We start from the raw sequence: 26,651 nt of genomic DNA, 5'->3' as shown, positions 1-26,651 counted from the left end.
ATTAATGTATCGACTGACACTCAGCATTCGCGAGCAAGCCCGCTCCCACAGTTTTGAACGTGTTTCAGATCAGCCGAACAGCCACTTCCACAACAGCACTAGCACAACCACCGCCAGCACCGGCCGCGCAATGCGGTAGGCCTTCGGATGCTTGCGCTTCCACTGCTTGACCACACCGCTGAACTTGTCGCTGAAGGTTTTGCTCCAGGCATACGCCTGGTTGATCCCGCCGACGCGCTCGTCATCCAGATTCTGCGGCGCAGTCGCGCGGCCCAGTTGCTTGCTGACCCAACGGTTGACGCGCATCATCACGCGGTTGCTCAACGGGCGTTCGATGTCGCAGAACAGGATCACGCGGGTCTGCTCGGTTTCGTTCTTCACCCAGTGCACGTAGGTCTCGTCGAACATCACGTCTTCACCGTCGCGCCAGGCGTAGACCTGGCCATCGACGAAGATACGGCAGTCGTCGGAGTTCGGCGTGGACAAGCCCAGGTGATAACGCAGGGAACCGGCAAACGGATCGCGGTGCGGGTTGAGGTGACTGCCGCCCGGCAACAGCGCGAACATCGCGCCTTTGACGTTAGGGATGCTGCTGACCAAGGCCACGGTTTTTGGGCACAACGCCTCTGCCGAGGGTAACGGTTTGTCGTACCACTTGAGGTAGAAACGCTTCCAGCCCTTCTTGAAGAACGAACCGAAACCGGCGTCGTTGTTCTTTTCGGCGGCGCGGATGTAACCCTCGTCGAACAAGTGCATGGCCTCTTCGCGGATCACTTCCCAGTTGTCCTTGAGCACATCCAGTTCCGGGAACTTGCTGCGGTCCAGATAAGGTTTGGACGGCACGGCCGAGAACAGGTACATCAAGGCGTTATACGGGGCGAACAGCGCCGAATGGTTGACGAACTGGCGCAACATCGGCAAACGAGCCTTGCCGCGCAAGTGCACATACAACGTGCTGCCGATAAACAGCAGCAACACTGACAGTTTGGCGGCCAAAGAAAAGGTCATGCAGCAACTCCTGGAAATAAGCGCCTGGCCAGCAACCTCCCGTCAACGGGACACCAGACGTAGCAGCCGGCCATGATAAACACTTGGGCCATTATGCAGAAGGCCCAGGCCGACCGGCTGACATAAATCAACACCCTGGGGCGGTTGTGGCAAGCCCGCTCGCCACAGATCACTGATCAGGCCTGGCTTTCCTGTTCGGTAAACAAATCGCTGAACAACATGCTCGACAGGTAGCGCTCACCGGAGTCCGGCAGGATCACCACGAAGGTCTTGCCCTGCATTTCCGGCTTCTCGGCCAGGCGTACCGCCACGGCCATGGCCGCACCGCAGGAGATCCCGCATAAAATCCCTTCTTCCTGCATCAAGCGCCGGGCCATGGCCTTGGATTCGTCGTCAGTCACCAGCTCTACACGGTCAACCATCGATAAATCGAGGTTTTTCGGCACAAAACCGGCGCCGATGCCCTGGATTTTATGCGGGCTCGGTTTGATCTCTTCACCGGCCAGCGCCTGGGTAATCACTGGCGAGGCGAACGGTTCAACGGCCACCGACAGAATCGGCTTGCCGGCAATGTTCTTGATATAGCGCGACACACCGGTAATGGTGCCGCCGGTGCCCACGCCCGCAACCAGCACGTCGACGGAGCCATCGGTGTCGTTCCAGATCTCCGGGCCGGTGGTTTTCTCGTGGATCGCCGGGTTGGCCGGGTTTTCGAACTGGGCCGGCATAAAGTAGGTGGCCGGGTCGCTGGCGAGGATCTCAGCGGCTTTGGCAATGGCGCCTGGCATGCCCTTGGCCGGCTCAGTCAACACCAGCTCGGCGCCAAGCGCCTTGAGCACTTTACGCCGCTCGATACTCATCGACGCTGGCATGGTCAGCAGCAGCTTGTAACCACGGGCCGCCGCGACAAACGCCAAGCCAATACCGGTGTTGCCGGAGGTCGGCTCTACGATGGTCATGCCCGGTTTGAGCTTACCGGTGCTTTCAGCGTCCCAGATCATGTTTGCGCCAATGCGGCACTTCACCGAATACCCCGGGTTACGCCCCTCGATCTTGGCCAGGATGGTCACGCCACGCGGTGCGATGCGGTTGATCTGCACCAGCGGCGTGTTGCCGATGGAGTGCGCGTTGTCTGCAAAGATGCGGCTCATGACGGGTCCTTAAGGCAATTTCAATAAGGCCCCAAGGGTATGCCTCAGGCTAGGAAGCGTCCAGTCAGAGGAACGTTGCGCCAATGCGCGCGGTCCATCGCCTATACCGTTGGAGAACCTGATATGAAACGTCGCTACAGTGGGCTGCTATGGATCGTCGCCGTACTGGTGGTAGTGCTGATCGCCCTGGACCTCGCCCTGCCCTACTTGGTGCGTAACTACCTGAACGACAAACTCGCCGACATGGGCGATTACCGTGGCCAAATCACTGACGTGGACGTGGCGTTGTGGCGCGGCGCGTATAAGATCAATGGCCTGCAGATCGTTAAAGTCGACGGCAAAGTACCGGTTCCGTTCGTGAAAGCGCCGGTGATCGACTTGTCTGTGAGCTGGCATTCGCTGTGGTACGACCATGCCGTGGTGGCCGAGGCGCAGTTCATCAAGCCGGAGCTGAACTTCGTCGACGGTGGCAACCAACAGGCGTCCCAGACCGGTAAAGGCACCGACTGGCGCGAACAGCTGAGCAAGCTGTTGCCGATTACTCTCAACGAAGTGCGCATTCAAGACGGCAAGATTGCCTTCCACAACTTCAACTCCAAGCCCGCGGTGAATATCTACGCCACCGAGGTCAACGCCAGCTTCTACAACCTGACCAACGCAGTGGACATCAAAGGCAAGCGTGACGCCACCTTCGAAGGCAACGCGCAATTGCTCGGCCAGGCGCCGCTGGAAGCGACTGCCGCGTTCGACCCGCTGAGCAACTTTGAAGACTTCGAGTTCCGCTTTCGCGCCAAGGATATTCAACTCAAGCGCCTGAACGACTTCGCGTCGGCGTACGGCAAATTCGACTTCAAGGCCGGCACCGGCGACCTGGTGGTCGAAGCCCAGGCCGAAAAAGGCCAACTGAGCGGTTATATCAAACCGCTGCTGCGCGACGTAGAGGTGTTCGACTGGAAACAAGATGTCGAAAACAAGGACAAAAATCTCTTTCGCTCGATCTGGGAAGCCGTGGTTGGCGCCAGCGAGACCGTCTTGAAGAACCAGAACAAAAACCAGTTTGCCACCCGCGTCGAACTCAGCGGCAGCGTGCACCAGCAAAATGTCAGCGCGTTTTCGGCGTTTTTGGCGATTTTGCGCAATGGTTTTATCCAGGCGTTCAATGCGCGTTATGAGCAACCCAAGCCCTCGGCGGATTGAGCCTGACCGGCCATTCAGAGACTAAACAAGAGAAAAGGTGTTCAGGCCAGTAAACACGGGGGTTTCAGCGGTATTTGCTGCATCTGCACGCACCGTGCGCACCGGACGCGTGTCACAAGCAGAACAACACCCGGCGCGTACACAGCATTGCTTACTGGTGGTGCACTGGGGTCGGGTCGATCCCCAGCGTTCAAAGGGAATGCTCTCGCACCGTCCAGCACTCTCGTTGTTTCAGACGGTGCACAGGGGTGGGGTTATCGGGTGTGCTCACTCCGCCACTGCCAGCTCACGCTTAACGCGCTGCACCGTCTGCGTGCTGCATCCGACCAACTCAGCCACCTTGCGAATGCTCTTGCCGTCTGCCAGCAGTTCACGCACCCGCTGGTGCAAGCTCTCGTCTACCTGCCTGCCCTTGTACGCGCCCTCCGCCTTTGCCTTCTCGATACCCTGAGCTTGACGACGGCGGCGGTCCACATAGTCCTTACGGGCTACAGCAGCGAGCATATCTAGCAGCATGGTATTGATTGCGCCCAGCATCCTGCCCGTAAAGTCGTCACCCTTGCAGGCTGGCTGCATAGCCTGATGCGACGTAGGCAGGTCCAAAGCTACCACCAGCACACCTTTTGCCTGGAGTTCCGCTCGGAGCTTCAACCAGTCCGACTCATTCAGGCGTGCCAGTCGGTCTACCTGCTCGACCAGCAGCACGTCACCCGGCTCACAGTCAGAGAGCAAGCGGAATAACTCAGGGCGCTCCAACGTGGCCCCTGACTCATTCTCGGTGTACCAGCTCGCTACACGCTGACTGTGCTCAACAGCGAAGGCTCGTAGCTGCTCTTTAGCACGGGTAGCGTCCTGCTCGATGGTGGAAGCTCGGAGGTATGCACGGATCATCATGGCAATGCACTCGTGTTGATTTGGGTGTAGTGATTATTGATGTGGTGATTAGAGTTGTCAAGAGACTCATATCACCACTATTCAGTACTCTCACACCCCATCCGACGAGTGGTGCCTAAGGTATACCCTTATCACTACTATTAGTCATTGCCTCAGCTTCAGGATGCCAGCAGTGATAGCGGCTGCATTCGTGTCGAGCGTAATGAGTGCTGTGATGGCGTTCACGTGGGTCTCGGGTGAGCCGGTGGCCCTAGCCCATAGCGCCACTTCTTCAATGGCGGCAGCTAGTGCGTGCTGGTTGTGTAGTAGCAAAGTCAGCACATCCGCTGTAGCAATATTGGCTTCAATCTGATTGGGCATAACGATCATCCTTGAGTGGGAAAGATCATCCTAGCGCAGAGCCGGGCTTGTGCCGAAATTCAGGACCGACAGGGCTAGGGGCTACGGGGGCAATACGATGCCTTGAGTAGAGGGGACACCCACGGGGGCGCAAAAAATTTTTACGTCGCAAGTGCAGGACCGGTGCAGGGTCGTGCCGACGGAGCCGAAACAGGGAAGCAGCCGTTAGGCCACTTCCAGATGCTGTTCCAACAGTTCAATCTGCCGCTCGCGCTCCGCGTGTTCCAACAGGACTTCACGGACAACCCAAGCAGGAACAGTGTCCAGCTGCATATCCCACTTCATGAATCCGCCGAGGTCTTCGCCTTCCCAGCCGACGACTACCGACACGCAGTAATTCCTGGGCCAGATGCAATGCTGAGCCATGCTTTTGTCATAAGGCCAAGTCGGCTCGCTCGGGCATCCAGCCACCACACTAGTATTCCCATTCACCAAGTACCTCAGGCCACTGGCCGACGAGTTCGATAACGTGAACTCCTCATGCCAAGGTTTGATAACCGGCTGTTGGCTCCGAGCTTCGATCTTTGTCCGGGCGCGGCTCATGCATCCACCACTGCGGTGCGATGCTGGGCGCGGTGAAGAGCGAGTAGAACATCAGCAGCTAGGTATTTACTGCCCTCCAGTGTGACAACGTAAGTGCCGGAGTTAGTGCAGCTACCAGCAACGTCGCCAGCTTCACGGCTGCGCGTACCTGTGGTGCCGTTCCAGCGAGCCCAACGTAGACCAGATGGCGAGGTCAGGTCAGGGGTAAACGCGGCGCGTAGGCCGATCAGAACGGTCTTAGTAATTCGTGCTTTCATTTATTGTCTCCAATGGGCAGCCCGCCCCATTGGGCAGGCGTCAAGTTCGATTAGGTTTAGATGCTGCAAGGGCTTGAGCGATGGTGCGAACGCATAGCGCAAGTTCGCGGTGTTGCTGGATAAGCGGTTCAATCACTGCGCGGGACTGGTCAGGATCACCAGATAGCAAAGCGTCAACGGCAAGCATCAGCGGCTCGGTGTGGAGAACCACGGACCCGGCGCGCAGAACACAGCCACCAGCGAGGCAGTACCGACCGACGACCACAGCACCCAACCGGTTCAGGATGGCTCGTTGATCTAACAAACGCTGCGTACGCTGGTGGCGCTGCTGCCAGTTCTCCGAAGTGGCATCGTTCTTCGGGACATACACCGTCTGCCCGTCTGGCAATGTCTTAAACACGCTCGGAATGCGGGCGCCGTTACAGCTCCGGCAAGTGAGGTTCCGGGTATGCCGCTCGTTCCCATCGCATTCTGTGCAGCGCCAGCCGTCGTCGAGGAAGGTCTTAGCACCGGACATAACAGCGGCGTACCGGTCTGGCTTCATTGCCCGCATGCTCTGTAATCTCGCCTCATAACCTGGATACCCGAGACGCATCTTTATGAGGTCGTCGGAGGAAGGGTGCTGCCCGCGCCGAAGCGCAGGCCGTTCAAGGATCACAGCTCGCCCCGGAGTTTGTCAGCGAACACGGTGCCCATGTACGGGGCAGGCTTCGCAGCTTGCGTCCGAGCAAGCATCACTTGTTCCCGTTCAGCGAGAGCGCGTGCTTTACCAGCCGCAGACGCCTCAAGCGGAATCCATGCTTGATCCACGAACGCACTTAATACCCAACCTGCACCCGGCTCAACGGTGATGCTGTAGCTACTCCATCCGGCAGTGTTCTTGCCAGCCTCAAACGTCACATTGCCACGCGCACCACAGGCATCTGCCCATGCACCGGCCAGCTCGCGCCAGTCCAGCCCACGGCCTTTCACAAGGGCCGGGACGTCAACACTCAGACCCGCGAGGTTCTGCGCCATACCGGCACGGTCAGTGTCTACAAGCTCAAGCAGGAACTTAAACTCTGCGGCGGATAAGTATTCAGCAGCGTGCACTGCGGCAACCTCACCTTGCACCGCGGTTAACACGCTCTCGGTCCATTCAGAACCGGCGATCTTGGCGGCGGTTTGTTCCCGGCTAATCAGGTCACGATAGCGATTCCCGATCAGGCTGTTCACACCGTGCGAGGCGAACACCCGCAGGGCGTACCGGAGGTCATCGGCAGTCTTGATATGCTCGCCTACCACTTGGCGCAGGGCTTCACTGAGCTTTCCGCCGTTGCTGCGCAGGCTGTTAGATACGGCTTCAACAGTAGGAACGCCGGTGACACGCAGAGAGCGCGACGGGAGGTCGGTAATGGCACTGGCCTGTGCGATTGCATCAGCTTGCATCAGCAGCGAATCCAAGGCCGGAACATCAGGGACACCGCTTGAGCGCTCGGTTTGATTCGGTGTAGGTGCCAGTGTTTCAAGAACAGCCCCGTCGAACGTCAGCGGCGCCATTAGATCAGCATCGGACATGTTCGCCAGTGTGGCGAGTTGTGCAGCGGAAGGATTAAAAGTAGTCAAGGGTCAATCTCCTTTGTGGAATTACTGAGGGGCAGAGTCTCGGTACGCTTGGGCGAACTGCTGGGAAAGCTCCGCAGATTCCGTATCAGTTCCGCTGTTGCCGAGGTAGTACGCCGTCAGCGCCATGTCCCCACGGGTCAAGGTTTTACCTTCTAGGATTTGTGCCAGTTCATCCTCATATTTAGCCTTGGTTGATGGTCGACCCGAGCTACGCAGGTGGCTGGTGAGGAACTCAATGCGTTGACGATCGGTGTAGCTGAGGCTGGATTTAGCCATTCGTGTTCTCCTTATTAGGGTTTGTAATAGATGCCAGCGTCTGCCAAGGCATCGACAAAGGTTTGGGCAGTGGTGGTGTGCACCAACAACTCAGCTTCGACTGGGCCAGTGGAGTCCTCGGCGTAGCGTTGAAACAAAGCAGCGACTTGGAAAGCGAGTGACCGAAGTTCTAGCCGTTCAAGCGGGGTGATGTTCGATAAATCAGGGAGCACAATTTCATCAGCCAAGATTCAATTCCTCTTTCAGTTCCAACAGCAGCCCTACAACAGCAAACAGCGGCCAAGTGGGGTTGGTAGTTGCCAGTGAGCGGTACGATTTGCATCCAGTAGCGGCGGCTATCTGTACGATTGAAAGGCCGATGCCTTCTGCATATCGTTGGATACGCCCAGCGGTCGCTGGCAGATACCAAACGGGCAGGCGAACGGCAGCGGCAGCAGCTAGCTCACGCCAGTGCGGAGCGTCTACGAAGTCGAGCTTTAGATTCTTACGTGCGTAGTCTTGGGCAGCTTGCCGAGTGGCCTCCGCTTTAATCGGGTTTGGTGTTACGGACATGTTCTTACCTCCGTGTCGTTGGGGACGGACACACAGCTACAACGGTTCTCAGGACGTCAGAAATCGCGCCATTGAGGAACTGACCCCGTTGGGTCGCTCAATCGCTAGCGTTGATTCTGACGTCCTGAGAACCGTTGAAACGGGGTGTCGGGATGGGATGGGGCAGTACAGCGAGGGGAGCCGGGAGGCTCAATCAGGAATAGGTTGCCAGAGCCCGCTAAGGAGTAAACGTCTCTGGCGGCTACATCCGACGACCAATCGAATGCAGCGGGGAAAGTGGCCGGTTAAACGGCGGGGTACTCGTCTTCATCATCTAGGTCGCCTTCGTGGTAGCGGCGCAGCCAGTACGCCTCGGGCGACTCATACGGCGCCTCAGCTATCCACCGTTCTACATCGGCAAGGGACTGGCCAAGCTCGGAGGCGATGGCATCCGATGGCATGCCTTCGTGCGCCATGCGACGGGCTAGATGCCTCGGCATCAGCTCGCTGTCGTCTATGATGCTGCTGCCATCTGGGAGGGTGATCGTTGTCATGTTGGGTCCATCCAAAGTTAAGAGAAATAGGTACGAAGTACCTTTAGAGTTTGGTGGGATTTCAAGGGTGCCAAAGGGTGCCAAACCTGACACCTAGTTCACTCACGCTGCTTTGATCCAGTTGCGGACGGTAGATTGACTACGACCAATGCGGCCAGCAATTGCCTTATAGCCTAGCCCTTCCGTGTGCAGGCGTATCGCCTCAGCCCTTGGATCGACTCCGGCATCATCTACAGCGTGTCGCGCATCCATTGCCACTAGACGTGCTTCCAGTTCTGCAATACGGCGGGCGTGGTCGGCCTCGCTTTGCTCAAGGCGAGCTAGTCGGGCTTGTGTCTTCATGTTCACAGCGATTCCTTCAAGACTCCCCGACAGCGTATCGGAGGCCAGTCGCATGTACTCGCGTTTGCCCTCGGACTGGATCATCCGTTGGGCGTTCTCATGGTGGGCGTGCTTCTGCAATGCTTTCTTGACCTTGCGACGTGCGCCGGTCTTGCTGGAAATCCGTGCTACTTCCTCAGCAGGCACCCCAGCATCAAGCAAGGCGGCACGTGGAAGGACGTTCCCCTCGGCATCAATCACCAGCAGAACAGCGGCATCAACGCAGGATTGAGAGGCGCGATATCTCCCCGCATGCTCTGCTGCACAAGCCCGGTAGAAGTCCTGTTCAGCGCGTTTGAAGGCGAGAAATTTTTCACGTGAGCGGCTGTTTGGTTTGCTGTGGTGTTGGTTCCATAGGTCGGCGGCAAACTTGTAGGAAGGCACCACACGGTAAGCGTTAGGGTCAATCTCCCGGCCAGCAGTCCAACCGTTCCACCAATCTTTCTGCATCGCGCTGAGCAGTGCGGTAGGGTCTTGGTACATCACCCCGAGGCTATCGAGGGTCTTTGATAAATCAGTCAATTGGTCTCTCCTGTGTTGGTCTTCCTCATTTGGTGTCGATTGCTTAGTGTGTTGCGAGCCTTCACTGTGCATTAAGTGACTAGCTAAACGACAAAACGGCTACAGGCCTTTTAAAACGGGGCTTGTAGCCGCTTTGGTATTCAACCGAATTTCTGGCTTCGCGGTGCGCCGCTGGGGCGTTGCAGGGGTTCTCAGCTTGGGATCAGCGCTCGCACCTTTTCCAGCAATTCCCGTGGTCGGGTTAGAGGCTGGCTACCGCCGTATATGGAAGTGGCTTTCGATCCCGCAGCGGTATGCCCAAGCACGCCGCCGACCTCCTCCGCCGTAGCGCCCACAGCGCGTAGAAGGTCTGCGCAAGTATGGCGCTGACTGTACAGAGAGAGCCCCTCTGCCCCACCTAGCAAACGGCTGAACACGGTCGAGACATTCCGCACTCGCTGACGAATTCGTCTATCCCGCTGTGCGGCGGTAGCATCAGCAGCGATACCAAGGCCCGCAAGCACTTCCCGGAACATCACTGCATCATCGGCATGCACTGGTATATCCCGACGGCTCGCCGCGTTCTTCCCACCACTCAGCGCGGCCTTAAACACCAACTCTCGATTGCCGAGAATATCCACGCGATATCCCAACGCTTCCGGTCCCTCTTGCAACAGCTCACCGGGGCGCAACCCATACCGGGCCAATAGGACTACCGCTGAATGGTGAGTAGGAACCTGCCGTTTAACCTCTGCATGGATACTGAGCATCCTCTCCAAAGGAATACTTGCACGCTGGTTTATATTCATCCCACCACCAGACCGAACGGCCCTTGCGACAGCACCAGCTTTCGGCAAGGTAATACCCTGCCAGCCGGGTACGCGGCGCAGCACAGTGATTAATGCAGCAGCATCACCGTGCACAGACGTGGCTTTACCGCCCGCCTCCAGCCGCGCAGCACAGTACTGCATCACCCGTTCAAGCTGCTCCGCTGGAGTGCTAGGCCATGCAAGTACACGGCGCGTGAGGCTTTTCAACTTGGTAACCCGACTAGGTCCTACGCCTTCGTAATAGTCATCAAGCACCGACTGGAACACCGCCTCGGTGACGGTATCGCACGCCGTCGCAGTAGCGGGAGGAGCAGCAGCCCCGCCCGGTGTAGGTACATCAAACCGTGGGGGATTGCCATCTAGAGTGTCGTCTAGTGCTCGCAGGAGCGCCCGCGCCGTTACAGGGTGCAGGTCCAAGCCCGGTAGCACTGTCCCATTCGCATGTGCTCTTAGGGACGCCCTACGCCATTCAAGTTCAGACTGCCAGCCGGACGACTGCATACGCTCGGTGATATTCAACGTGAAGCCCCGGACCATAGCGTCTAAATTCCCCAACACTTCGGCGGCGGTCGGTGCTTGAGACTTCACGTCGGCAGGCTCTGTGCTCGCTGCTGGCCCAGCTAATGCGGCCACAGCGGCATCACAAATCTGGTCAAACTCCACCGACACAGCGTGAGATAGGCGCAGCGCTTCCGCCCTATCGGCGGTTCCCAAGGCTTTGCGGTACTCGTTCCGACCAATCAAGGCAGCGACTTCTGTGGGAAAGCGGCGGCGGTAGCTGTACCGACCATCACGACGAGCTAAATAAGACACAGGTATCTCCGGGGCACGTGTCGCAAGCACCTGCATGCAACGTACGGCACATCTAAGTGCTGAATACTGGGGTATGTGGCACAGTGCCGAATCGCTGGAGCCTTTATAGTACAAGGCTCACAGCGGACCCGACAGTTCGGCAGTGTACCGGTGAGTCAGAGACTGAATAACCCGTCTGCGTTCACAGTCGCCGGGGCCGCGCGGTATAGTCGGGGCATTGATGAATTCGAGGAATGACCGATGAAGTTCGAAGGCACCCAGGCCTATGTGGCTACCGATGACCTGAAACTGGCCGTCAACGCCGCCATCACCCTGGAACGGCCGTTGCTGGTCAAGGGCGAGCCCGGCACCGGCAAGACCATGCTCGCCGAGCAACTGGCCGAATCCTTCGGCGCCAAGTTGATTACCTGGCACATCAAGTCCACCACCAAGGCGCATCAGGGCCTCTACGAGTACGACGCGGTCAGCCGCCTGCGCGACTCGCAACTGGGCGTGGACAAGGTGCACGACGTACGCAACTACCTGAAAAAGGGCAAGCTGTGGGAAGCCTTCGAGTCCGAGGAGCGGGTGATTCTGCTGATCGATGAAATCGACAAGGCCGACATCGAATTCCCCAACGACCTGCTGCAAGAACTCGACAAGATGGAGTTCTACGTCTACGAAATCGACGAGACCATCAAGGCCAAGAAACGCCCGATCATCATCATTACCTCCAACAACGAGAAAGAGCTGCCGGACGCGTTCCTGCGCCGCTGCTTCTTCCACTACATTGCCTTCCCCGACCGCACCACCCTGCAAAAAATCGTGGATGTGCACTACCCCGACATCAAGAAAGACCTGGTCAGCGAAGCGCTGGATGTGTTCTTCGACGTACGCAAAGTGCCCGGCCTGAAGAAAAAGCCTTCCACCTCCGAACTGGTCGACTGGCTCAAGCTGCTGATGGCCGACAACATTGGCGAAGCGGTGCTGCGCGAACGCGACCCGACCAAGGCCATCCCGCCGCTGGCCGGCGCGCTGGTGAAAAACGAACAAGACGTACAGTTGCTCGAACGTCTGGCATTCATGAGCCGTCGCGGTAATCGATAATGTTGCTCAACCTGTTCAACGAAATGCGTGCCGCCAAGGTGCCGGTGTCGGTGCGCGAGCTGCTCGACCTGATCAACGCGCTGAAACAGCGCGTGGTCTTCGCCGACATGGACGAGTTTTACTACTTGGCCCGGGCGATTCTGGTCAAGGATGAACGGCATTTCGACAAGTTCGACCGGGCATTCGGCGCCTATTTCAACGGCCTGGAAAAGCTCGATGACCACCTGCAGGCGCTGATCCCCGAAGAGTGGCTGCGCAAGGAATTCGAGCGCTCGCTGACCGCTGAAGAGCGCGCGCAGATTCAGTCCCTTGGCGGCCTGGACAAGCTGATCGAAGAATTCAAGAAACGCCTGGAAGAACAGAAAGAACGCCATGCCGGTGGCAACAAGTGGATCGGCACCGGTGGCACCAGCCCGTTCGGCTCGGGTGGCTATAACCCTGAAGGCATTCGCGTGGGTGACGCCGGCAAGCGCCAGGGCAAAGCGGTGAAAGTCTGGGACCAGCGCGAGTACAAGAACCTCGACGATCAGGTGGAACTGGGCACGCGCAACATCAAGATCGCCCTGCGCCGCCTGCGCAAATTCGCGCGCCAGGGTGCGGCCGAAGAGCTGGATATCGACGGCACCATCGACCACACCGCCCGCGATGCCGGGTTGCTGAATATCCAGATGCGCCCGGAGCGACGTAACACCATCAAGCTGCTGTTGCTGTTCGACATCGGCGGTTCGATGGACGCGCATGTGAAGATTTGCGAGGAGCTGTTCTCCGCGTGCAAGACCGAGTTCAAGCACCTGGAGTACTTCTACTTCCATAACTTCGTGTACGAGTCGGTGTGGAAGAATAACGGGCGCCGGACCTCGGAGCGCACCTCCACCCAGGATCTGCTGCACAAGTACGGCGCCGATTACAAAGTGATATTTATCGGCGATGCGTCGATGGCACCCTATGAAATCACCCAGGCCGGCGGCAGCGTCGAGCACTGGAATGAAGAGCCTGGGTATGTGTGGATGCAGCGCTTCATGGCCAAGTACAAGAAGCTGATCTGGATAAACCCGTACCCAAAGGATACGTGGAGTTATACGGCATCGACGGGGATTGTGCGGGAGTTGGTGGAGGATCAGATGTATCCGCTGACGCTTCGGGGCTTGGAAGAAGGGATGCGCTTTCTCTCCAAGTAGCAGAAATCTAAATGTGGGAGCAAGCCCGCTCCCACATTTGGGATTGCGGCGCTCTTCAGCCTTCGGTGAAGCGCTGCAAAAAGTCGATGTGCTGCCGATGCGCCGTCTCCTGCACCACTGGCGCCAACTTGACCTTCTCCCCCGGCAAACACTGCGCCAGCCGCGCCAACGCCAATGGCGTCAACGCGCCTAACCGCGGATAGCCACCAATCGTCTGCCGATCATTGAGCAACACAATCGGCTGCCCATCCGGCGGCACCTGGATCGCCCCCAGCGGAATTCCCTCAGAGATCAACGACGGCCCCTGATACTGCAACGGTGTACCCAACAAACGTATGCCCATGCGATCCGCACGGCTGTCGAGGGCCCACTCGGTATTGAAGGCATCAAACACACTCTGCCCGCTGAACTGGCCGATCTGCGCGCCGACAATCACCTCCAGCGGCGCCTTGGCGGGCAGGTCAGGCGTACTCAACATTTTCATCGCGCCGCCCGTGCCGGAATACGCCAAGCGCCCGCCTTCGGCCAACGCTTTGCCGAAACCGTCCACCCCGCCCAATTCTTCACGAACCACCGTGGCGCAACTGCCGAGCACATCCGGCGCATCAAACCCGCCTGGCGCCGCCAAGTAGGCCCGCGCGCCGTTGAACGGCTGGGTGAAGCGCAAGCGCTGGCCCTTTTGCAGGATAAAACTGCGCCCCGGGCTGATCGCACGCTCATCGATGTACGCGCCCAGGTCCGCACCGGCCAGCGCCAGCAGGCAATAGTCCTCTGCCAGCACGGTGAACCCGCCCAAGGTGATTTCCACTACCGGCGCATCCAGCGCATTGCCCAGCAACCAGTTGGCCGAGGACATCGACACCCAGTCCAGCGCGCCGCCCTGAGTCACGCCCAGATGGCGCACGCCAAAGCGGCCAGCGTCCTGCAACAGGCACAGCGGCGTGCTGGCCTCGATCAACAAGCGGCTCATGTGTGCGCCTCCAACGGCGTGTCATCGCCACCCAGGTTGATGAATTCGGCGTGGCCGACCGCCTCGAAACGCACCGTGTCGCCGGGTTGCATCAGGCTGTAGCCGTCGCGCTCGCGGTCGAACAGTTTGGCCGGGGTGCGGCCGATCAAGTTCCAGCCGCCCGGGGAAACCACCGGGTACGCGGCGGTTTGCCGTTCGGCGATGCCGACGCTGCCAGCCGCCACGCGTTTGCGTGGGGTATTCAGGCGTGGCGTGGCGAGGCTTTCGTCCACCAGCCCCATAAAAGCAAAACCGGGCGCAAAGCCGAGGGCGAACACTTGGTATTCGTGGGCGCTGTGGCGGCGGATCACATCGTCTACCGCAAGGCCGCTGCGCTGGCTGAGCAAGGTCAGTTCCGGGCCAACACTCAGGTCGTACCACACCGGCAACACGTGACACTGGCCGCCGCCCTGGGCCTGGGGTTGCAGGTCGGTAAGCGCCAGGTCGATCAACTCCCGCGCCTGGGCCGGGCGTAACGCGGTGAGGTCGTAATGCACCATCAGCGTGGTGTAGGACGGCACCAGATCCACCAATGCCGCGCCAAACCCTTCGCGCAGACGTTGAGTGGCGGCGAGCATCCACGGCATGTTGGCTTCGGCAATTGCATCAAACAGACGCACCATCAGGCAGTCGATCGCCACCACTTCAATGCGTGGCTTCATGCTGGTTTCAACGCCTCGCGGATACGTTTCACGGCAGCCACCGAGCTGGCGTTATCGCCATGCACACACAGGGTGTTGGCCTGCAAGACCAAGGCGCTGCCGTCGCTGGCAGCCAGGGCTTCGCCGCGGGAAATGGTCAGCGCCTGCTGCACGATGGTCTCTGAATCATGGTGGACGGCGCCGGGCAGTTGGCGCGAGACCAAGTGCCCTTTGTGGTCGTAGGCACGGTCGGCGAAGGCTTCAAACCACAGCGTTACCCCGTACTCGTCAGCCAAAGCCTGGGCCGCGCTGTTGTCGCGGGTAGCCAGCAGCATCAGTGGCAGGTCGCCATAGGCGGCTACGGCCTGGATCACTGCGCGCAATTGCGTGGGATTGGCCATCATGTCGTTGTACATCGCGCCATGGGGTTTGACGTAGCTGACCCGCGCGCCTTGCGCGCGGCAGATGCCGTCGAGGGCGCCGATCTGGTAGTGCAACAGGTCCTGGATTTCCTGCGGCGTGTAAGCCATGGAGCGGCGGCCGAAGCCTTGCAGGTCCTGGTACGCCGGGTGCGCACCCACTTGCACGCCGTGCTTGAGCGCCAGGCTGACGGTCTTGCGCATGATGCTCGGGTCGCCGGCATGGAAGCCGCAGGCCACGTTGGCGCAATCAATGAACGGCATGACCTCGGCGTCCAGACCCATGGTCCAGTTGCCGAAGCTTTCGCCGATGTCGCAATTCAGTAGCAGACGGCTCACGGTGGGTGCTCCTCTAGGCTTTGTATTTTTTGTAGTGTGGGATTTTTCACGCAGAACTGGCAACTTGTCCTCACACCCCAACGACGCTTATCGTGGAATAGCTCGATTTTTGGCGTTTGCCCGGTGCGGCGTCCAACTAATAAAAACCGATCCATGCATAAGAAAAGTTGATCCCATGAATTTGAAGTTCCTCGAAACCTTCGTCTGGGTGGCCAAGCTCAAGAGCTTTCGCCTGACTGCCGAGAAGCTGTTCACCACCCAGGCCTCGATCTCCAGCCGCATTGCCGTGCTCGAAAGCGAGTTGGGCGTGAAGCTGTTTCTGCGCGATTCGCGCGGCGTGAGCCTGACACCGGACGGCTTGAAGGTGCTCGACTACGCCGAGCAGATGATGGTGACCATGCAGGGGTTGAAGCAGTCCCTGGAAACCACCAGCAGCAAGGTCGGGCGCATCCGGATCGGCGCGATGGACACGGTGATTCACACCTGGCTCAGCCCATTGGTGGCCGAACTGATGGACCATTTTCCGCTGGTGGAAATCGAGTTAGTCGCCGATACCGCATTGAACCTCAGCGATCAGCTGCAAAAAGGCTTCCTCGATTTAATCCTGCAAACCGACCTGCTGCGCTTGGAAACCGTGCGCAGCCTGGAACTGGCCAGCCACCCGATGGCCTGGATCGTCGCCAGCCACTCCCTCTACAACCGCGACTACACCTCCCTCGCCGAACTGGCCCAGGAGCGCATCATCACCTACTCGAAAAACTCGCATCCGCACCAAGACGTGCTGAGCCTGATGCAAGCCAACGGCGTGGCCGCGCCACGCATGAACTGCGTGAATTCGGTGTCGGCGATTACCCGCCTGTTGCGCGATGGCTTCGGCATTGGCGCATTGCCACCGGTGCTGGTCAGCGAAGAATTGGCACGCGGGGAATTGGTGATGCTGCCGATGGCGCAGAAACTGCCGAATTTACAGGTGGTGGTGTCGTGGCGTGTGGGCGTGGAGTTGGTGGAGGAGATAGTCGGGCTGTGCCAGAAGGTGGTGGCCAGGTATGCCGAGGAAGTTGGCGAAGAGCACATGCTACTGGCCAAACCGGATTAAAACTGTGGGAGCTGGCTTACCTGCTCCCACATTGACCGAGCTGGTTTTTAGAGACCTTTAAGGTCTCGCTCTTCAATCGGCCGACTCTGGCGCAGGCGCTTGCCGCCCAACACCACCCAGTCGATCAACCGGAACAGGCATTCTATGCCGAACGACAACAGCATCGCCCCGCCCAAGCCCCAGCCCATGGCCTGCGGCGTCAACAGGATCTGGTAGCTGTAACCGTTCCAGGTTTCCAGGCGAATCGCCGGGTCGGCGGCCACCGCCACTTGCAGGGCGCGGATGTACCACGGGCCTTGCATGGCCTGGAATTGCTTGTCCAACGCCACTTGGCGATCGAGCATAGCGCCCAGGCTGTTGGCGTCGCTCTGGAACACCGGGTCATCACTGGCGCGGTAATGCGCCACCAATGCCTGCAAGTCACCCTTGAAGAACTGCCGCGCAGTGGTTTCAAACCCGCTAAGGCCGGTCTGGGCCTCGATCAGGTGGGCCTCAACGCGCTTGGCGTAGTCATTGATAAACCCCGGCACTTGCACGCCGACCAACAAGCCAATGGCAAACAGCACCAACCGCAGATAACTGAGCAGCATGGTCGATATCCTTACTCGGTAATGCCCTGGCTGACGCATTCACCGCGTCGCCACAGGCTCCATTGGCCCGGTTCGTAGCGGGTCCAGTTTTCATTGTCGGTCAACGGCTCGGTGGCGATCACCGTGACCACGTCATTTGGCGTGGTTTCGGCCTGAAAATCCACGATCACGTCGACATCTTTCAAGCGCGCCGGGCCGAACGGTGCGCGCCGGGTAATCTGCGCCAGTTTGGTCGTGCAGTAGCAAAACAGCCAGTCGCCGTCGCTGAGCAGGCAGTTGAATACGCCTTTGCTACGGTAGTCAGCACAGGCAGCGATCAGATCCGGAAGCACCTGTTCGATGTCCACCGGCTCCGGGAAAGCTTCGCGCACCCGGTTGAGCAGGTCGCAGAACGCCGCTTCGCTGTCGGTATCGCCCACCGGGCGGTAGAACGTGGCGCGCGGGTTGAAGTCCGCCAATTGGCCGTTATGCGCAAAACACCAGTTGCGGCCCCACAGCTCACGCACGAAGGGGTGGGTATTGGCCAGGCTCACCTTGCCGACGTTGGCTTGGCGGATATGGCCAATCACCACTTCACTTTTGATGGGGTAACGCTGCACCAGCAGCGCAACTTCCGACTCACAGCTAGCGGCCGGGTCCTGGAAAAGTCGCAGGCCACGGCCCTCGTAAAAGGCGATACCCCAACCATCGCGGTGGGGGCCAGTACGCCCGCCACGCTGCATCAGCCCGGTAAAGCTGAACACGATATCGGTGGGGACGTTGGCACTCATGCCCAATAATTCACACATGCCAGGGCTCTCGCTGCAGGGCGGACAACGTTAAAGACGCGGTTCGACCCGCGTACCGCTCACGGGCGCCGGGCGACGGAACGGCTCGTCGTCTTCGTCCACAGGCTCGGCAGCCAACGCGGCATCGGTAGCGGCCTTGCGCTCACGGCGGGCGTTGGCGGCGCGTTCGATAGGCCAGCGGATCAACGCAAATACGATATACACGGCAAACGCGATCATCGTGTACATGAACAGATCGGAGATGGCCCGCCAGGCGTTATTGCCGACATGCAACACCAGGTCCAGGGCCGTGATGGCCACGGCCGGTGCGAACTGTGTCTTGACCGGGTCAACGATGGTCGGGCTTAACAGCAGCACCGCCATCAGCAGTTGCAACGGCTCGCGCAGCCAGCGCCAGATCCAGCGGGTCATGCGCCACCACACCAACAGGCAGCCCAAAGCGGCGAAGGCGTAAAGGCCCCAAGCGGTCAGATAGTCGTTCTCGGTCATGGTGTCCATGGCAAGGTAGGCAAACAGGCGGCTATGATAACGGCTTTTGCGTGTCGCGGCTGCAATGCCTGCCACCATCCGCCAGACAGAGAGTGATCCATGCCGTCATCGACCCACATCACTGCCGCCCCAATTGCCCGCAAGGCCGAAGGCCAGGACCCGTACGCCTGGCTGCAAGCGCGTGACACGGCTGAAGTCCTCGATTACCTCAACGCCGAAAATGCCTGGCAGGACGCCCAGCTCGCCGACCAGCAGGCGTTGCGTGAAACCCTGTTCGAAGAGATCAAGGGCCGCATCCTCGAAACCGACTTGTCCCTGCCCTCGCCGTGGGGGCCGTACCTGTATTACACGCGCACCACCGCCGGTGACGAATACGCCCGCCACTACCGCTGCCGCCGCCCAGCGGACGACAGCAACCAGGTGGACGAAAGCAGTGAAGAACTGCTGCTCGACCCCAACGCGCTCGCCAACGGTGGTTTTTTCTCCCTGGGCGCGTTCAGCATCAGCCCCGACCACCAGCGCTTGGCCTACAGCCTGGATACCAGCGGTGAAGAGATTTACACCCTGTACGTGAAGGAATTGGGCAACGGCAAAGTCAGCGAACTGGAGTTCGAAGACTGCGACGGCAGTATGACCTGGGCCAATGACAGCCTGACCCTGTTTTTCGGCGAACTGGACGACACCCATCGCCCGCACAAGCTGTATCGCTATCGCCTGGACGGCACGGCGGCGCAGGAAGTATTCCATGAGCCGGACGGGCGTTTTTTTCTGCATTGCTACCGTTCCAGCTCCGAGCGCCAGTTGCTGCTGGCCCTGGGCAGCAAGACCACCAGCGAAATCTGGGCGCTGGACGCCGACCAGCCGCACCTCGATTTCGTCTGCCTGGCGCCACGGGTCGAGGACCACGAATACGATGTCGACCACGGCATGCGCGATGGCGAGTGGAGCTGGTTTATCCGCAGCAACCGCGACGGCATCAACTACGCGCTGTTCGTCACCGCCGACACCGGCAGCGTGCCGACCGAAGATCAATGGCAGAACCTGATCCCGCACAGCGACGACGTCATGCTCGACGGCGTCAGCCTGAATGCCAGCGCCATGACCTTGAGCCTGCGCATCGGCGGCCTACCTGTGATCGAAGTGCACCCTCAAGACGTGCCGGCCTACCGCGTGGAATTGCCCGACGCCGCCTACAGCCTTTATGTACAAAACAGCCTGGAATTTGCCAGCGACAAGATTCGCCTGCGCTATGAAGCCCTAAACCGTCCGGCGCAGGTGCGCCAGCTTGAATTGGCGAGCGGCGCACAACGGGTGCTCAAGGAAACCCCGGTACTCGGTGTGTTCAATGCCGACGATTATGTCAGCCAGCGGCTGTGGGCAACGTCCGCCGATGGTACTCAAGTGCCGATCAGTTTAGTGGTCAAGCGCGACCAGCTCGGCAAGCCTGTGCCTCTGTACCTGTATGGCTACGGCGCCTACGGCCAAAGCCTCGACCCATGGTTCTCGCATGCACGCCTGAGCCTATTGGACCGCGGCGTGGCGTTTGCCATCGCGCATGTACGCGGCGGCGGCGAACTGGGTGAGGCCTGGTACCGCAACGGCAAGCAGGAACACAAACAAAACACCTTCAGCGACTTCATCGCCTGCGCCGAGCACTTGATCGCTGAGGGCCTGACCACCTCCAAGCAACTGGCCATCAGCGGCGGCAGTGCTGGCGGCCTGTTGATCGGCGCGGTGCTCAATCAACGCCCGGACTTGTTCCAGGCGGCGGTTGCCGAAGTGCCGTTCGTCGATGTACTCAACACCATGCTCGACCCGGAGCTACCGCTGACCATCACCGAATACGACGAGTGGGGCAACCCCGCAGAGCCTGACGTGTACGAACGCATCAAGGCCTACGCGCCCTATGAGAATGTCAGCGCCCAGGCCTACCCCGCCACACTGGTGATTGCCGGTTACAACGACAGCCGTGTGCAGTACTGGGAAGCCGCCAAGTGGGTGGCCAAGCTGCGTGATACCAAGACAGACGACAACCTGCTGTTGCTCAAGACTGAGTTGGGCGCCGGCCACGGCGGGATGAGCGGCCGTTACCAGGGATTACGTGACGTAGCGCTCGAATATGCATTTGTGTTCAAGGCGCTGGGGTTGATTTAAGGAACTTCGTACGGCGGCCCTGTCTGAACACACAGACCGCCTACTTGATTGATGGACCAAGATAAGAAATGCCGCAACCCACCCTGCTCAACAATGAAATCCGCGACATGCTCATGGACTGCGGCCTGTTCGACCCCTTGCTGGCGGAAGATTTTCACGTCGCCGCCGGCTACTTCAATATCAGCAGTATTGCCCAGGGCGAAGCGATTTTCCGTGAGGGCGATGCCGGCACTTTCATGTGCATCCTCCACAGCGGCCAGGTGGCCGTGCAGAAGACCAACCACGAAGGCCAGCGCCTGGCCATCGCCACCCTGCGCAGCGGCCGGGCCTTTGGCGAAATGGCGGTGCTGGATGGCGAACGACGTTCTGCCAGTTGCATCGCGGCAAGTGATTGCGTGCTGTTGAACCTGGGCAAGGACTCCCTGGAAAAAATGCTCAACGAAACACCCAGGGTTGCGGCCAAGATTATCCGTGCGATTGCGATCGCCTTGTCCAAACGCCTGCGCATGGCCGACGGGCAATTACTCTCCCAACAGTTTTAACCGCCTGACGTCTTCGGCTTGCTGTCGTTTTGCAACAGGCCAGGCACGCTCTGGTCTTTGGGCGGCGTCGGTAACACGATCGGCACCAACGCGGGTGAGCCGTTGGCGCTGGCCTTGGGTGCCACAGGCGGGGTGACTTGCGGGTACAACGTCGGCGTCGGCGTCCCCGGCGCACCGGGGATGGGCGCGGGAGCGACCGGCACGGTTTGCAACTCCTGGGCTTGCGCTGCACCCAATGTGAGCGCGCCAAGCACAATGACCGTTAGAATGCTGCACTTCATCGATGGCTCCATGGCCTGACCGGAATATCGTAAGGCTACTCCCAACCGCGCAAGAATGCCCTTCCCAATGAGATTTCCATGAAACGTTTCGTTCTGCTGGACACCACTCCGATCCCCGATAACGGCGGTGCCTTGTGCCTGTTCGAATATGGCGAGGATTTTGTCATCAAGATCCAGGGCGGTGACGGCGGCCAGTTAATGAACACGCGCATGCACGGCTCAGAGGACGCGCTGGCGGAAATCCCCTGTCGTAAAGTCGCCGGGCGCCCGGGTTCGCGGGTGCTGATCGGCGGGTTGGGCATGGGCTTTACGCTGGCGTCGGCGCTCAAGCACTTGGGCAAGACTGCCGAAGTGGTGGTCGCTGAATTGGTGCCAGGCGTCGTGGAGTGGAACCGTGGCCCGCTGGGAGAAAAGTCCGGCCGCCCGCTGCTCGACCCACGCACGGTGATCCGCATGGAAGACGTGGCCAAGGTACTGCAGGCCGAGCCCCAGGGTTTTGACGCGATCATGCTCGACATCGACAACGGCCCTGAAGGCCTCACGCAAAAGGCCAACAGCTGGCTCTACTCCGCCGGGGGCTTGGCCGCCTGCGCCAAGGCCTTGCGCCCCAAAGGTGTACTCGCCGTATGGTCCGCCAGTGCCGACAAGCTGTTCAGCGACAAACTGCGCAAAGCCGGTTTCAAGGCCGAAGAAGTGCAGGTGTTTGCCCATGGCAACAAGGGCACGCGGCACACCATCTGGATTGCCGAGAAGCTCAAGGGCTGATCAACGTTATTCAGACGCCACACATCGGATGTGGGAGGGGGCTTGCTCCCACATTTTTATCCGCATCAGCCTCGGGATTTGCGGCGCTCAATCACATACGGCACTTTTTTCTCGAAGGTCTTTTCCAGTTCACCCTGGTCCAGATGGCTCATGCCGCCAAGTTGATGGGCAGTAAAACCGCTGTCGCCAACCGGTGAACCTGGCGCCAGGCTGACCATACGCTGGGCGACGGCTTCGATAGCGTCCTTGTAGCCGCTTTTCTTGTTCAGGTTGAAGGCACTCAGGTCGATCTGCGTGCGCAGCCAGTTGCCCCAGTAAAACTCCAGAAACTCAGGTGCGATGGCGCCATCGTCCGGCTTGCCGTAGGCGGCCTTACGGGTGAAATACACCAGGCTACGGAACGTGTCGTCCTGCAAGCTCTTGAAGCCCAGGTGCGCCGGCAGTTGCTGCGGTGGCCGAGTCTGGCCGTGATTGTCCTTGAGCCAGACCTTGCGCGCCGCCTCCATGCGGTGCCAGAAGGTAGCCATGTCCGCACTGTTACTGAAGTCGTCGGTCACCTTGACCCACATTTTCAACTGTGGGCCACCGCCAGGCACTTCCCACAAGGTGGTGAAACTGTGATGACCGTCGGTCAAGTACAACTGGCCGCCGGGGCCGACCACCACGGTTTTCATGGCGTCGGGGTGAGTGCCGACCGGGCTCTTGCAAGTGAAGCTGGCGGGCCGGAGCAGCTCGGCGTGTTGGGGCACCTTATCGGCGTCGCCTTGGCCGTTGGTTTGGCAGTATTCGTCGAAGACTTTGGCGGGCTTGTCGGCGAACAACCCCAGGCTGTAATAAATCTGATCGAAGCCCACCACGGCCTGGGTCGGGTGCAGTTGTTCGAGGGCTACCTCAATCACTTGGCCAGGTTTGGGGGTGGAGAACGCCTGGGCATGAGCCGCCAGGACGCAAAGTACCAGTGCAACGGTCCATCTGTGCAAACGCATAGGTTTCAGATCCTTGTAAAGGGAGTGAGCCGATACTACAAATGATTGCCACCGCCAGGCTGTACCGTCGCTGAAAAAGCCAGCAGTCATTTATCCCACAAGCGGCTAGAATCAACCTTATCCGTGAACCCCCAAATAGCCAGGAGCCATGATGAGCTCGACCAACCCGCCCTCCCACACCGCCAAGCTGGACCGCATCCTCGCCGATGCCCAGCGCGACCGGGAAATGGGCTACCGCGACAAAGCCTTGAAAATGTACCCGCACGTGTGTGGCCGTTGCGCCCGTGAGTTCGCCGGCAAACGCCTGAGCGAGCTGACCGTACACCATCGCAACCACAATCATGATGACAACCCTCAGGACGGATCCAACTGGGAGTTGCTGTGCCTGTACTGCCACGACAACGAACACTCGCGCTACACCGACCAGCAGTACTTCGGCGAAGGCTCCACCAGCAGCCCGACAATTGCCAAGGCGACGCATAACCCGTTTGCGGCGTTGGCGGGGTTGATGAAGAAGGACGACTGAAGCCGTGCTTGCGGGGCTTGTTGTAGCGAGGGAGCTTGCTCCCTTGCCACTCGATTGCATCACACCTCTTGATACCGACCGCAGCCCGACCAATCCTCGTATAATCGCCGTTTTTCTCCAAGGCACCCTTCCCCGTGGGCAATAAACGCTACAGCTGCATCGGTCTGTATAACCCCAAATCCCCCGAAAACGTTGGTTCGGTGATGCGTGCCGCCGGCTGCTACGGCGTGGCCTCGGTGTTTTACACCGGCGTGCGTTACGAGCGCGCCCGGGATTTCATCACCGACACCAAGAAAGTCCATCACGACATTCCGCTGATCGGTATTGACGACCTGAAAAAGATCCTGCCGCTGGGCTGCATCCCGGTCGCCGTGGAACTGGTCGAGGGCGCCCGCCCGCTGCCCGAATACACCCACCCCGACCGCGCGCTGTATATCTTCGGCCCCGAAGACGGCTCGCTGGATAAAGAGATTCGCGACTGGTGTGAAGACGTGGTGTACATCCCGACCACCGGCTGCATGAACCTCGCGGCCACCGTCAACGTGGTGCTTTACGACCGAATGGCCAAGGGCAACAACACCCGTTCGGGCCCCAAATACTGATTTTTCGGGAACATCCAGCGCCCGCAAACAGTCAGCTACTTATCACTTGCCCTTGTTGGAGACAGATCATGAGCGACAGCAAAATCCTGCGACCTATCATCGAACACACCCCCTTTGAAACCCAGCCTGCGCAAAACGTGCACGGCTGGGAGCGCATTGGCTCAGTGGCCGGCGGCGTGATGATGGTCGGCAAAGGCCTGCGCCGTGGCGGGATCTTCGGGCTGATCCAGGTGGCGATTGGTGGGGTGGCGCTGGTACGGGGTGTCACCGGGCATAGCTCGCTCAAAGACAAGCTGGAGCAGGGCCGCCAAGAAATGAACAGTGTGCGCACGAAGATTGAGCGCGCTGGCGAAGAGCTGAAAAACCTCAAGACCAAAGCTGAAGTGGCGGCTGAAAAAGCCACTAAAACGACGGGCTAACTCCGATGTCCAGCGCTACGGAGATCTAAATGTGGGAGGGGCTTGCCCCCTCTCACATTTAGCGCCACTTATGGCTCGGGATCAGCGCAGCAGTTTGCTATCCAACACCACCGACGACTCGCCGATCACACTTTCGGCCAACTGCACAAACTCCGCAGTGGTGATGCTGTTCGTGCGCATGACCGCCTGCGCGAGGTCATCCAACGAACGCTTATTGTGAGTCTTCACACGAATTTCGCGATCCAGCTCCTGCAGCACTAACACCGCCCGAGCCACTGTCGCCCCGTTGACGTGATCGCCACGCAGCGTGGTTACCTCTTTGCCCTCCCTGCTCAATCGCGCCTGGATTGCCGCATACCGTTCATCGGTGATGCCACCCGCACGGCGCAGCAACTCGATGGCGTAATACTCGCCAAGCCCTTCGCCGATCCAGTCACTCGTATCATGGTCATTGAAGCGGCCAATGGCCTGCACCACTTCGCGAATCAACGGGCTGCTGCCGTTTTCGCTGACCAACGGAGTGCGGCTATTGAGGTAGATCGAGTCACGCGCCGAGAACGCACCACGGCGCATCGGGTCACTGGCGCCCACCACCAACAGCTTGGCCGGGTGACGAGGAAACGCCGCCTCTACCTGCGGCCAGACGAACGTCAGCACGGTGAGCACATCCATACGCCGCATAGCCTGGCCCTTCGGCGAGGCCACGGTAACGTCGGTTTCGCCCAGGCGCACGCGGCGACTGCCCAGCGTGCCGGCGAGCATCCAGCCGGTGGGCCGGTCGAAGAGGCGGGACACGTTGTCGATACGGAATTTATTCTTGCCGATACGTGGCCAGGCGGTTTCGATGCTTTTCCAGCCTGCCGGCAATTCGAATATCAGGCGCGAGACCAGTTCGACGCCGTCCTGCTGGTCGAGCCGCGCCGCCGGCACCAGGTCCTCACCGCGAAACACTGCCCAACTTGGCGTCATCCGCGCTTCATACATTCCGGGTTTACGTGCGTGGGTTAGCCGTACGCGATAGCTCAGGCTGGCCTTGTCAGCACTGGGCTGCCACAGGCCACGGTGACCGCTGATCTTCCACTGACCATCGGCCTTGAAGTCGCTGTAGTCACCATCACGGCCCAAGTCGAAATTCAGGCTGCGCACCGCCGAGCCATGGGACAGGCTCACACGCACCTCGGCCTGATCACTTTGGGGCAGTAGCTTGACGTGATAGTCGAGGTCGACTTTCTTCGCGCACCATGCAGGCAGGCTCAGCGCCAGCAGCACGAAAGAGGCTGCCAGCTTGGTTGCCACCGTCATACACACTCCTATTTCAGCCCGCGCGGAAGATCAGGTGATCCTCCCAGTCATCTTCGGGCACGCTGCCTTCGGCGAGCATGCGGCCGGACTGGGAAATGCGTTCGTGATGCACAGCATCACGGTCGCCACAGACCAGGTGATGCCACAGCGGCAAATCCTTGCGTTCGCTGACCAGGCGGTAACCGCAGGTTGGCGGCAGCCATTTGAACTGGTCGGCCTGGCCTGGGGTGAGCTGGATGCAGTCGGGCACCGACGCGCGGCGGTTGGGGTAATCGGTGCACTGGCAGGTTTTCAGGTCGAGCAGTTTGCAGGCGATACGCGTGTAATAGACGCTGTTGTCGTCCTCATCCTCAAGCTTCTGCAAGCAGCACAGGCCGCAGCCGTCGCACAACGACTCCCATTCTTCCTGGTCGAGGTGTTCAAGGGTTTTGCGTATCCAGAAAGGTTCGACTTTGGCGGCCATGGCTCTGCATCAGTATCGGTAGGTGAAAAGGCCGTC

The 26,651-nt window shown here is 59.5% G+C and carries 33 protein-coding genes; 11 read left to right on the top strand and 22 right to left on the bottom strand.

Annotated features, from left to right (window positions below; translation table 11 throughout):
* Window positions 1-69: 69 nt before the first annotated feature.
* Window positions 70-1,008, bottom strand: coding sequence for an aspartyl/asparaginyl beta-hydroxylase domain-containing protein (locus FW764_RS11010; RefSeq protein WP_446433959.1), 939 nt, complete (start codon window positions 1,006-1,008; stop codon window positions 70-72).
* A 176-nt stretch (window positions 1,009-1,184) separates the two neighbouring features.
* Window positions 1,185-2,159: a cysteine synthase A gene (cysK, locus tag FW764_RS11005; protein WP_446433958.1), complete on the bottom strand. Its 975-nt coding sequence runs from the start codon at window positions 2,157-2,159 to the stop codon at window positions 1,185-1,187.
* 123 nt (window positions 2,160-2,282) lie between these two features.
* Between cysK and FW764_RS11000 the strand changes: the two genes are divergently transcribed.
* A complete protein-coding gene (locus FW764_RS11000) occupies window positions 2,283-3,356 on the top strand; it encodes a DUF748 domain-containing protein (protein WP_446433957.1) in 1,074 nt (357 codons plus the stop codon).
* 267 nt (window positions 3,357-3,623) lie between these two features.
* Here FW764_RS11000 and FW764_RS10995 read toward each other — a convergent pair whose 3' ends face one another.
* The 6 genes from FW764_RS10995 to FW764_RS10970 form a co-directional block, all read right to left on the bottom strand.
* Entirely contained in the window at window positions 3,624-4,250 is a 627-nt protein-coding gene (locus tag FW764_RS10995) for a recombinase family protein (RefSeq protein ID WP_446433956.1), read from the bottom strand.
* Between the two features lie 144 nt (window positions 4,251-4,394).
* Window positions 4,395-4,610, bottom strand: coding sequence for a hypothetical protein (locus FW764_RS10990; RefSeq protein ID WP_446433955.1), 216 nt, complete (start codon window positions 4,608-4,610; stop codon window positions 4,395-4,397).
* A 204-nt stretch (window positions 4,611-4,814) separates the two neighbouring features.
* Window positions 4,815-4,979, bottom strand: a complete 165-nt coding sequence (locus tag FW764_RS10985) for a hypothetical protein (protein ID WP_446433954.1) — start codon at window positions 4,977-4,979, stop codon at window positions 4,815-4,817.
* A gap of 209 nt (window positions 4,980-5,188) precedes the next feature.
* A complete protein-coding gene (locus tag FW764_RS10980) occupies window positions 5,189-5,449 on the bottom strand; it encodes a hypothetical protein (RefSeq protein WP_446433953.1) in 261 nt (86 codons plus the stop codon).
* A gap of 654 nt (window positions 5,450-6,103) precedes the next feature.
* Entirely contained in the window at window positions 6,104-7,054 is a 951-nt protein-coding gene (locus FW764_RS10975) for a hypothetical protein (RefSeq protein WP_446433952.1), read from the bottom strand.
* Between the two features lie 21 nt (window positions 7,055-7,075).
* Window positions 7,076-7,330, bottom strand: coding sequence for a hypothetical protein (locus tag FW764_RS10970; protein WP_446433951.1), 255 nt, complete (start codon window positions 7,328-7,330; stop codon window positions 7,076-7,078).
* Window positions 7,331-7,332: 2 nt separating this feature from the next.
* Between FW764_RS10970 and FW764_RS10965 the strand changes: the two genes are divergently transcribed.
* On the top strand, window positions 7,333-7,491 hold the full coding sequence (locus FW764_RS10965) for a hypothetical protein (protein WP_446433950.1): 159 nt from the start codon (window positions 7,333-7,335) through the stop codon (window positions 7,489-7,491).
* Window positions 7,492-7,549: 58 nt separating this feature from the next.
* On the opposite strand, the gene FW764_RS10960 is transcribed toward FW764_RS10965, so the two are convergent.
* The 4 genes from FW764_RS10960 to FW764_RS10945 all read right to left on the bottom strand — a co-directional run bounded on the left by FW764_RS10960 (window position 7,550) and on the right by FW764_RS10945 (window position 10,940).
* Complete coding sequence (locus FW764_RS10960; protein WP_446433949.1) at window positions 7,550-7,882, bottom strand: hypothetical protein; 333 nt, start codon at window positions 7,880-7,882, stop codon at window positions 7,550-7,552.
* Window positions 7,883-8,166: 284 nt separating this feature from the next.
* Window positions 8,167-8,415 (bottom strand): hypothetical protein, encoded by a 249-nt coding sequence (locus tag FW764_RS10955; RefSeq protein WP_446433948.1) that lies wholly within the window; start codon window positions 8,413-8,415, stop codon window positions 8,167-8,169.
* Window positions 8,416-8,517: 102 nt separating this feature from the next.
* On the bottom strand, window positions 8,518-9,318 hold the full coding sequence (locus tag FW764_RS10950) for a helix-turn-helix domain-containing protein (protein ID WP_446433947.1): 801 nt from the start codon (window positions 9,316-9,318) through the stop codon (window positions 8,518-8,520).
* Window positions 9,319-9,509: 191 nt separating this feature from the next.
* Window positions 9,510-10,940, bottom strand: coding sequence for a DUF6538 domain-containing protein (locus FW764_RS10945; RefSeq protein ID WP_446433946.1), 1,431 nt, complete (start codon window positions 10,938-10,940; stop codon window positions 9,510-9,512).
* Window positions 10,941-11,180: 240 nt separating this feature from the next.
* Between FW764_RS10945 and FW764_RS10940 the strand changes: the two genes are divergently transcribed.
* Together FW764_RS10940 and FW764_RS10935 are read left to right on the top strand one after the other, a co-directional pair.
* Window positions 11,181-12,026, top strand: coding sequence for an AAA family ATPase (locus FW764_RS10940; protein WP_003210690.1), 846 nt, complete (start codon window positions 11,181-11,183; stop codon window positions 12,024-12,026).
* Window positions 12,026-13,204: a vWA domain-containing protein gene (locus FW764_RS10935; RefSeq protein WP_446433945.1), complete on the top strand. Its 1,179-nt coding sequence runs from the start codon at window positions 12,026-12,028 to the stop codon at window positions 13,202-13,204. The genes FW764_RS10940 and FW764_RS10935 overlap by 1 nt, the downstream gene beginning before the upstream one ends.
* 55 nt (window positions 13,205-13,259) lie before the next feature.
* Here the strand turns inward: FW764_RS10935 and FW764_RS10930 are convergent, their stop codons facing one another.
* From FW764_RS10930 to FW764_RS10920, 3 genes are read right to left on the bottom strand one after another with little or no spacing between them, the layout of a single operon-like run.
* Complete coding sequence (locus FW764_RS10930) at window positions 13,260-14,174, bottom strand: 5-oxoprolinase subunit C family protein (protein ID WP_446433944.1); 915 nt, start codon at window positions 14,172-14,174, stop codon at window positions 13,260-13,262.
* Window positions 14,171-14,875 carry a 5-oxoprolinase subunit B family protein gene (locus FW764_RS10925; RefSeq protein WP_446433943.1) on the bottom strand — a complete coding sequence of 235 codons (705 nt, stop codon included), beginning with the start codon at window positions 14,873-14,875 and terminating at the stop codon, window positions 14,171-14,173. The genes FW764_RS10930 and FW764_RS10925 overlap by 4 nt, the downstream gene beginning before the upstream one ends.
* A complete protein-coding gene (locus FW764_RS10920) occupies window positions 14,872-15,612 on the bottom strand; it encodes a 5-oxoprolinase subunit PxpA (RefSeq protein WP_446433942.1) in 741 nt (246 codons plus the stop codon). Before FW764_RS10920 ends, FW764_RS10925 begins: the two co-directional genes overlap by 4 nt.
* A 175-nt stretch (window positions 15,613-15,787) precedes the next feature.
* Between FW764_RS10920 and FW764_RS10915 the strand changes: the two genes are divergently transcribed.
* Entirely contained in the window at window positions 15,788-16,708 is a 921-nt protein-coding gene (locus tag FW764_RS10915; protein WP_446433941.1) for a LysR family transcriptional regulator, read from the top strand.
* A 47-nt stretch (window positions 16,709-16,755) separates the two neighbouring features.
* On the opposite strand, the gene FW764_RS10910 is transcribed toward FW764_RS10915, so the two are convergent.
* Genes FW764_RS10910 through FW764_RS10900 form a run of 3 tightly spaced genes read right to left on the bottom strand, consistent with a single transcriptional unit; the run spans window position 16,756 to window position 18,653 of the window.
* Window positions 16,756-17,298, bottom strand: coding sequence for a DUF2937 family protein (locus tag FW764_RS10910; protein WP_446433940.1), 543 nt, complete (start codon window positions 17,296-17,298; stop codon window positions 16,756-16,758).
* Between the two features lie 11 nt (window positions 17,299-17,309).
* Window positions 17,310-18,086, bottom strand: coding sequence for a class II glutamine amidotransferase (locus FW764_RS10905; RefSeq protein ID WP_446433939.1), 777 nt, complete (start codon window positions 18,084-18,086; stop codon window positions 17,310-17,312).
* A gap of 30 nt (window positions 18,087-18,116) precedes the next feature.
* Window positions 18,117-18,653, bottom strand: coding sequence for an MFS transporter (locus tag FW764_RS10900; protein WP_446433938.1), 537 nt, complete (start codon window positions 18,651-18,653; stop codon window positions 18,117-18,119).
* 21 nt (window positions 18,654-18,674) lie between these two features.
* Here FW764_RS10900 and FW764_RS10895 point away from each other — a divergent pair, with 21 nt between their 5' ends.
* Window positions 18,675-20,729, top strand: coding sequence for a S9 family peptidase (locus FW764_RS10895; protein ID WP_446433937.1), 2,055 nt, complete (start codon window positions 18,675-18,677; stop codon window positions 20,727-20,729).
* Window positions 20,730-20,797: 68 nt separating this feature from the next.
* Complete coding sequence (locus FW764_RS10890; protein ID WP_446433936.1) at window positions 20,798-21,271, top strand: cyclic nucleotide-binding domain-containing protein; 474 nt, start codon at window positions 20,798-20,800, stop codon at window positions 21,269-21,271.
* On the opposite strand, the gene FW764_RS10885 is transcribed toward FW764_RS10890, so the two are convergent.
* Complete coding sequence (locus FW764_RS10885) at window positions 21,268-21,552, bottom strand: hypothetical protein (protein WP_446433935.1); 285 nt, start codon at window positions 21,550-21,552, stop codon at window positions 21,268-21,270. The genes FW764_RS10890 and FW764_RS10885 overlap by 4 nt on opposite strands.
* Window positions 21,553-21,630: 78 nt before the next feature.
* On the opposite strand from FW764_RS10885, the gene FW764_RS10880 reads away from it, so the two are divergent.
* Window positions 21,631-22,317 carry a spermidine synthase gene (locus FW764_RS10880; RefSeq protein WP_446433934.1) on the top strand — a complete coding sequence of 229 codons (687 nt, stop codon included), beginning with the start codon at window positions 21,631-21,633 and terminating at the stop codon, window positions 22,315-22,317.
* Window positions 22,318-22,382: 65 nt separating this feature from the next.
* Here FW764_RS10880 and FW764_RS10875 read toward each other — a convergent pair whose 3' ends face one another.
* Entirely contained in the window at window positions 22,383-23,303 is a 921-nt protein-coding gene (locus FW764_RS10875; RefSeq protein WP_446433933.1) for a ParB/Srx family N-terminal domain-containing protein, read from the bottom strand.
* Between the two features lie 151 nt (window positions 23,304-23,454).
* On the opposite strand from FW764_RS10875, the gene FW764_RS10870 reads away from it, so the two are divergent.
* From FW764_RS10870 to FW764_RS10860, 3 genes are all read left to right on the top strand, one after another.
* Window positions 23,455-23,829, top strand: coding sequence for a YajD family HNH nuclease (locus FW764_RS10870; protein ID WP_003210675.1), 375 nt, complete (start codon window positions 23,455-23,457; stop codon window positions 23,827-23,829).
* Window positions 23,830-23,963: 134 nt separating this feature from the next.
* A complete protein-coding gene (locus tag FW764_RS10865) occupies window positions 23,964-24,431 on the top strand; it encodes an RNA methyltransferase (protein ID WP_017526685.1) in 468 nt (155 codons plus the stop codon).
* Window positions 24,432-24,499: 68 nt separating this feature from the next.
* Window positions 24,500-24,850 carry a YgaP family membrane protein gene (locus FW764_RS10860; RefSeq protein ID WP_446433932.1) on the top strand — a complete coding sequence of 117 codons (351 nt, stop codon included), beginning with the start codon at window positions 24,500-24,502 and terminating at the stop codon, window positions 24,848-24,850.
* 81 nt (window positions 24,851-24,931) lie between these two features.
* On the opposite strand, the gene FW764_RS10855 is transcribed toward FW764_RS10860, so the two are convergent.
* Both FW764_RS10855 and FW764_RS10850 read right to left on the bottom strand, forming a co-directional pair.
* Window positions 24,932-26,152 carry a hypothetical protein gene (locus tag FW764_RS10855; protein ID WP_446433931.1) on the bottom strand — a complete coding sequence of 407 codons (1,221 nt, stop codon included), beginning with the start codon at window positions 26,150-26,152 and terminating at the stop codon, window positions 24,932-24,934.
* Between the two features lie 13 nt (window positions 26,153-26,165).
* Entirely contained in the window at window positions 26,166-26,615 is a 450-nt protein-coding gene (locus tag FW764_RS10850; protein WP_053255005.1) for a YcgN family cysteine cluster protein, read from the bottom strand.
* Between the last annotated feature and the right edge of the window lie 36 nt (window positions 26,616-26,651).

Source organism: Pseudomonas sp. 1152_12 (assembly GCF_052850675.1).
Note: the sequence above shows the minus strand (reverse complement) of the source record. Positions and strands in the feature narration are given on the sequence as shown.

Coding starts and splice junctions, on each gene's coding strand:
- FW764_RS11010 (WP_446433959.1), bottom strand. CDS start 1,008: ATGACCTTTTCTTTGGCCGCCAAACTGTCAGTGTTGCTGCTGTTTATC.
- cysK (WP_446433958.1), bottom strand. CDS start 2,159: ATGAGCCGCATCTTTGCAGACAACGCGCACTCCATCGGCAACACGCCG.
- FW764_RS11000 (WP_446433957.1), top strand. CDS start 2,283: ATGAAACGTCGCTACAGTGGGCTGCTATGGATCGTCGCCGTACTGGTG.
- FW764_RS10995 (WP_446433956.1), bottom strand. CDS start 4,250: ATGATGATCCGTGCATACCTCCGAGCTTCCACCATCGAGCAGGACGCT.
- FW764_RS10990 (WP_446433955.1), bottom strand. CDS start 4,610: ATGCCCAATCAGATTGAAGCCAATATTGCTACAGCGGATGTGCTGACT.
- FW764_RS10980 (WP_446433953.1), bottom strand. CDS start 5,449: ATGAAAGCACGAATTACTAAGACCGTTCTGATCGGCCTACGCGCCGCG.
- FW764_RS10970 (WP_446433951.1), bottom strand. CDS start 7,330: ATGGCTAAATCCAGCCTCAGCTACACCGATCGTCAACGCATTGAGTTC.
- FW764_RS10960 (WP_446433949.1), bottom strand. CDS start 7,882: ATGTCCGTAACACCAAACCCGATTAAAGCGGAGGCCACTCGGCAAGCT.
- FW764_RS10955 (WP_446433948.1), bottom strand. CDS start 8,415: ATGACAACGATCACCCTCCCAGATGGCAGCAGCATCATAGACGACAGC.
- FW764_RS10940 (WP_003210690.1), top strand. CDS start 11,181: ATGAAGTTCGAAGGCACCCAGGCCTATGTGGCTACCGATGACCTGAAA.
- FW764_RS10935 (WP_446433945.1), top strand. CDS start 12,026: ATGTTGCTCAACCTGTTCAACGAAATGCGTGCCGCCAAGGTGCCGGTG.
- FW764_RS10930 (WP_446433944.1), bottom strand. CDS start 14,174: ATGAGCCGCTTGTTGATCGAGGCCAGCACGCCGCTGTGCCTGTTGCAG.
- FW764_RS10925 (WP_446433943.1), bottom strand. CDS start 14,875: ATGAAGCCACGCATTGAAGTGGTGGCGATCGACTGCCTGATGGTGCGT.
- FW764_RS10915 (WP_446433941.1), top strand. CDS start 15,788: ATGAATTTGAAGTTCCTCGAAACCTTCGTCTGGGTGGCCAAGCTCAAG.
- FW764_RS10910 (WP_446433940.1), bottom strand. CDS start 17,298: ATGCTGCTCAGTTATCTGCGGTTGGTGCTGTTTGCCATTGGCTTGTTG.
- FW764_RS10905 (WP_446433939.1), bottom strand. CDS start 18,086: ATGTGTGAATTATTGGGCATGAGTGCCAACGTCCCCACCGATATCGTG.
- FW764_RS10900 (WP_446433938.1), bottom strand. CDS start 18,653: ATGGTGGCAGGCATTGCAGCCGCGACACGCAAAAGCCGTTATCATAGC.
- FW764_RS10895 (WP_446433937.1), top strand. CDS start 18,675: ATGCCGTCATCGACCCACATCACTGCCGCCCCAATTGCCCGCAAGGCC.
- FW764_RS10890 (WP_446433936.1), top strand. CDS start 20,798: ATGCCGCAACCCACCCTGCTCAACAATGAAATCCGCGACATGCTCATG.
- FW764_RS10885 (WP_446433935.1), bottom strand. CDS start 21,552: ATGAAGTGCAGCATTCTAACGGTCATTGTGCTTGGCGCGCTCACATTG.
- FW764_RS10880 (WP_446433934.1), top strand. CDS start 21,631: ATGAAACGTTTCGTTCTGCTGGACACCACTCCGATCCCCGATAACGGC.
- FW764_RS10875 (WP_446433933.1), bottom strand. CDS start 23,303: ATGCGTTTGCACAGATGGACCGTTGCACTGGTACTTTGCGTCCTGGCG.
- FW764_RS10870 (WP_003210675.1), top strand. CDS start 23,455: ATGAGCTCGACCAACCCGCCCTCCCACACCGCCAAGCTGGACCGCATC.
- FW764_RS10860 (WP_446433932.1), top strand. CDS start 24,500: ATGAGCGACAGCAAAATCCTGCGACCTATCATCGAACACACCCCCTTT.
- FW764_RS10855 (WP_446433931.1), bottom strand. CDS start 26,152: ATGACGGTGGCAACCAAGCTGGCAGCCTCTTTCGTGCTGCTGGCGCTG.
- FW764_RS10850 (WP_053255005.1), bottom strand. CDS start 26,615: ATGGCCGCCAAAGTCGAACCTTTCTGGATACGCAAAACCCTTGAACAC.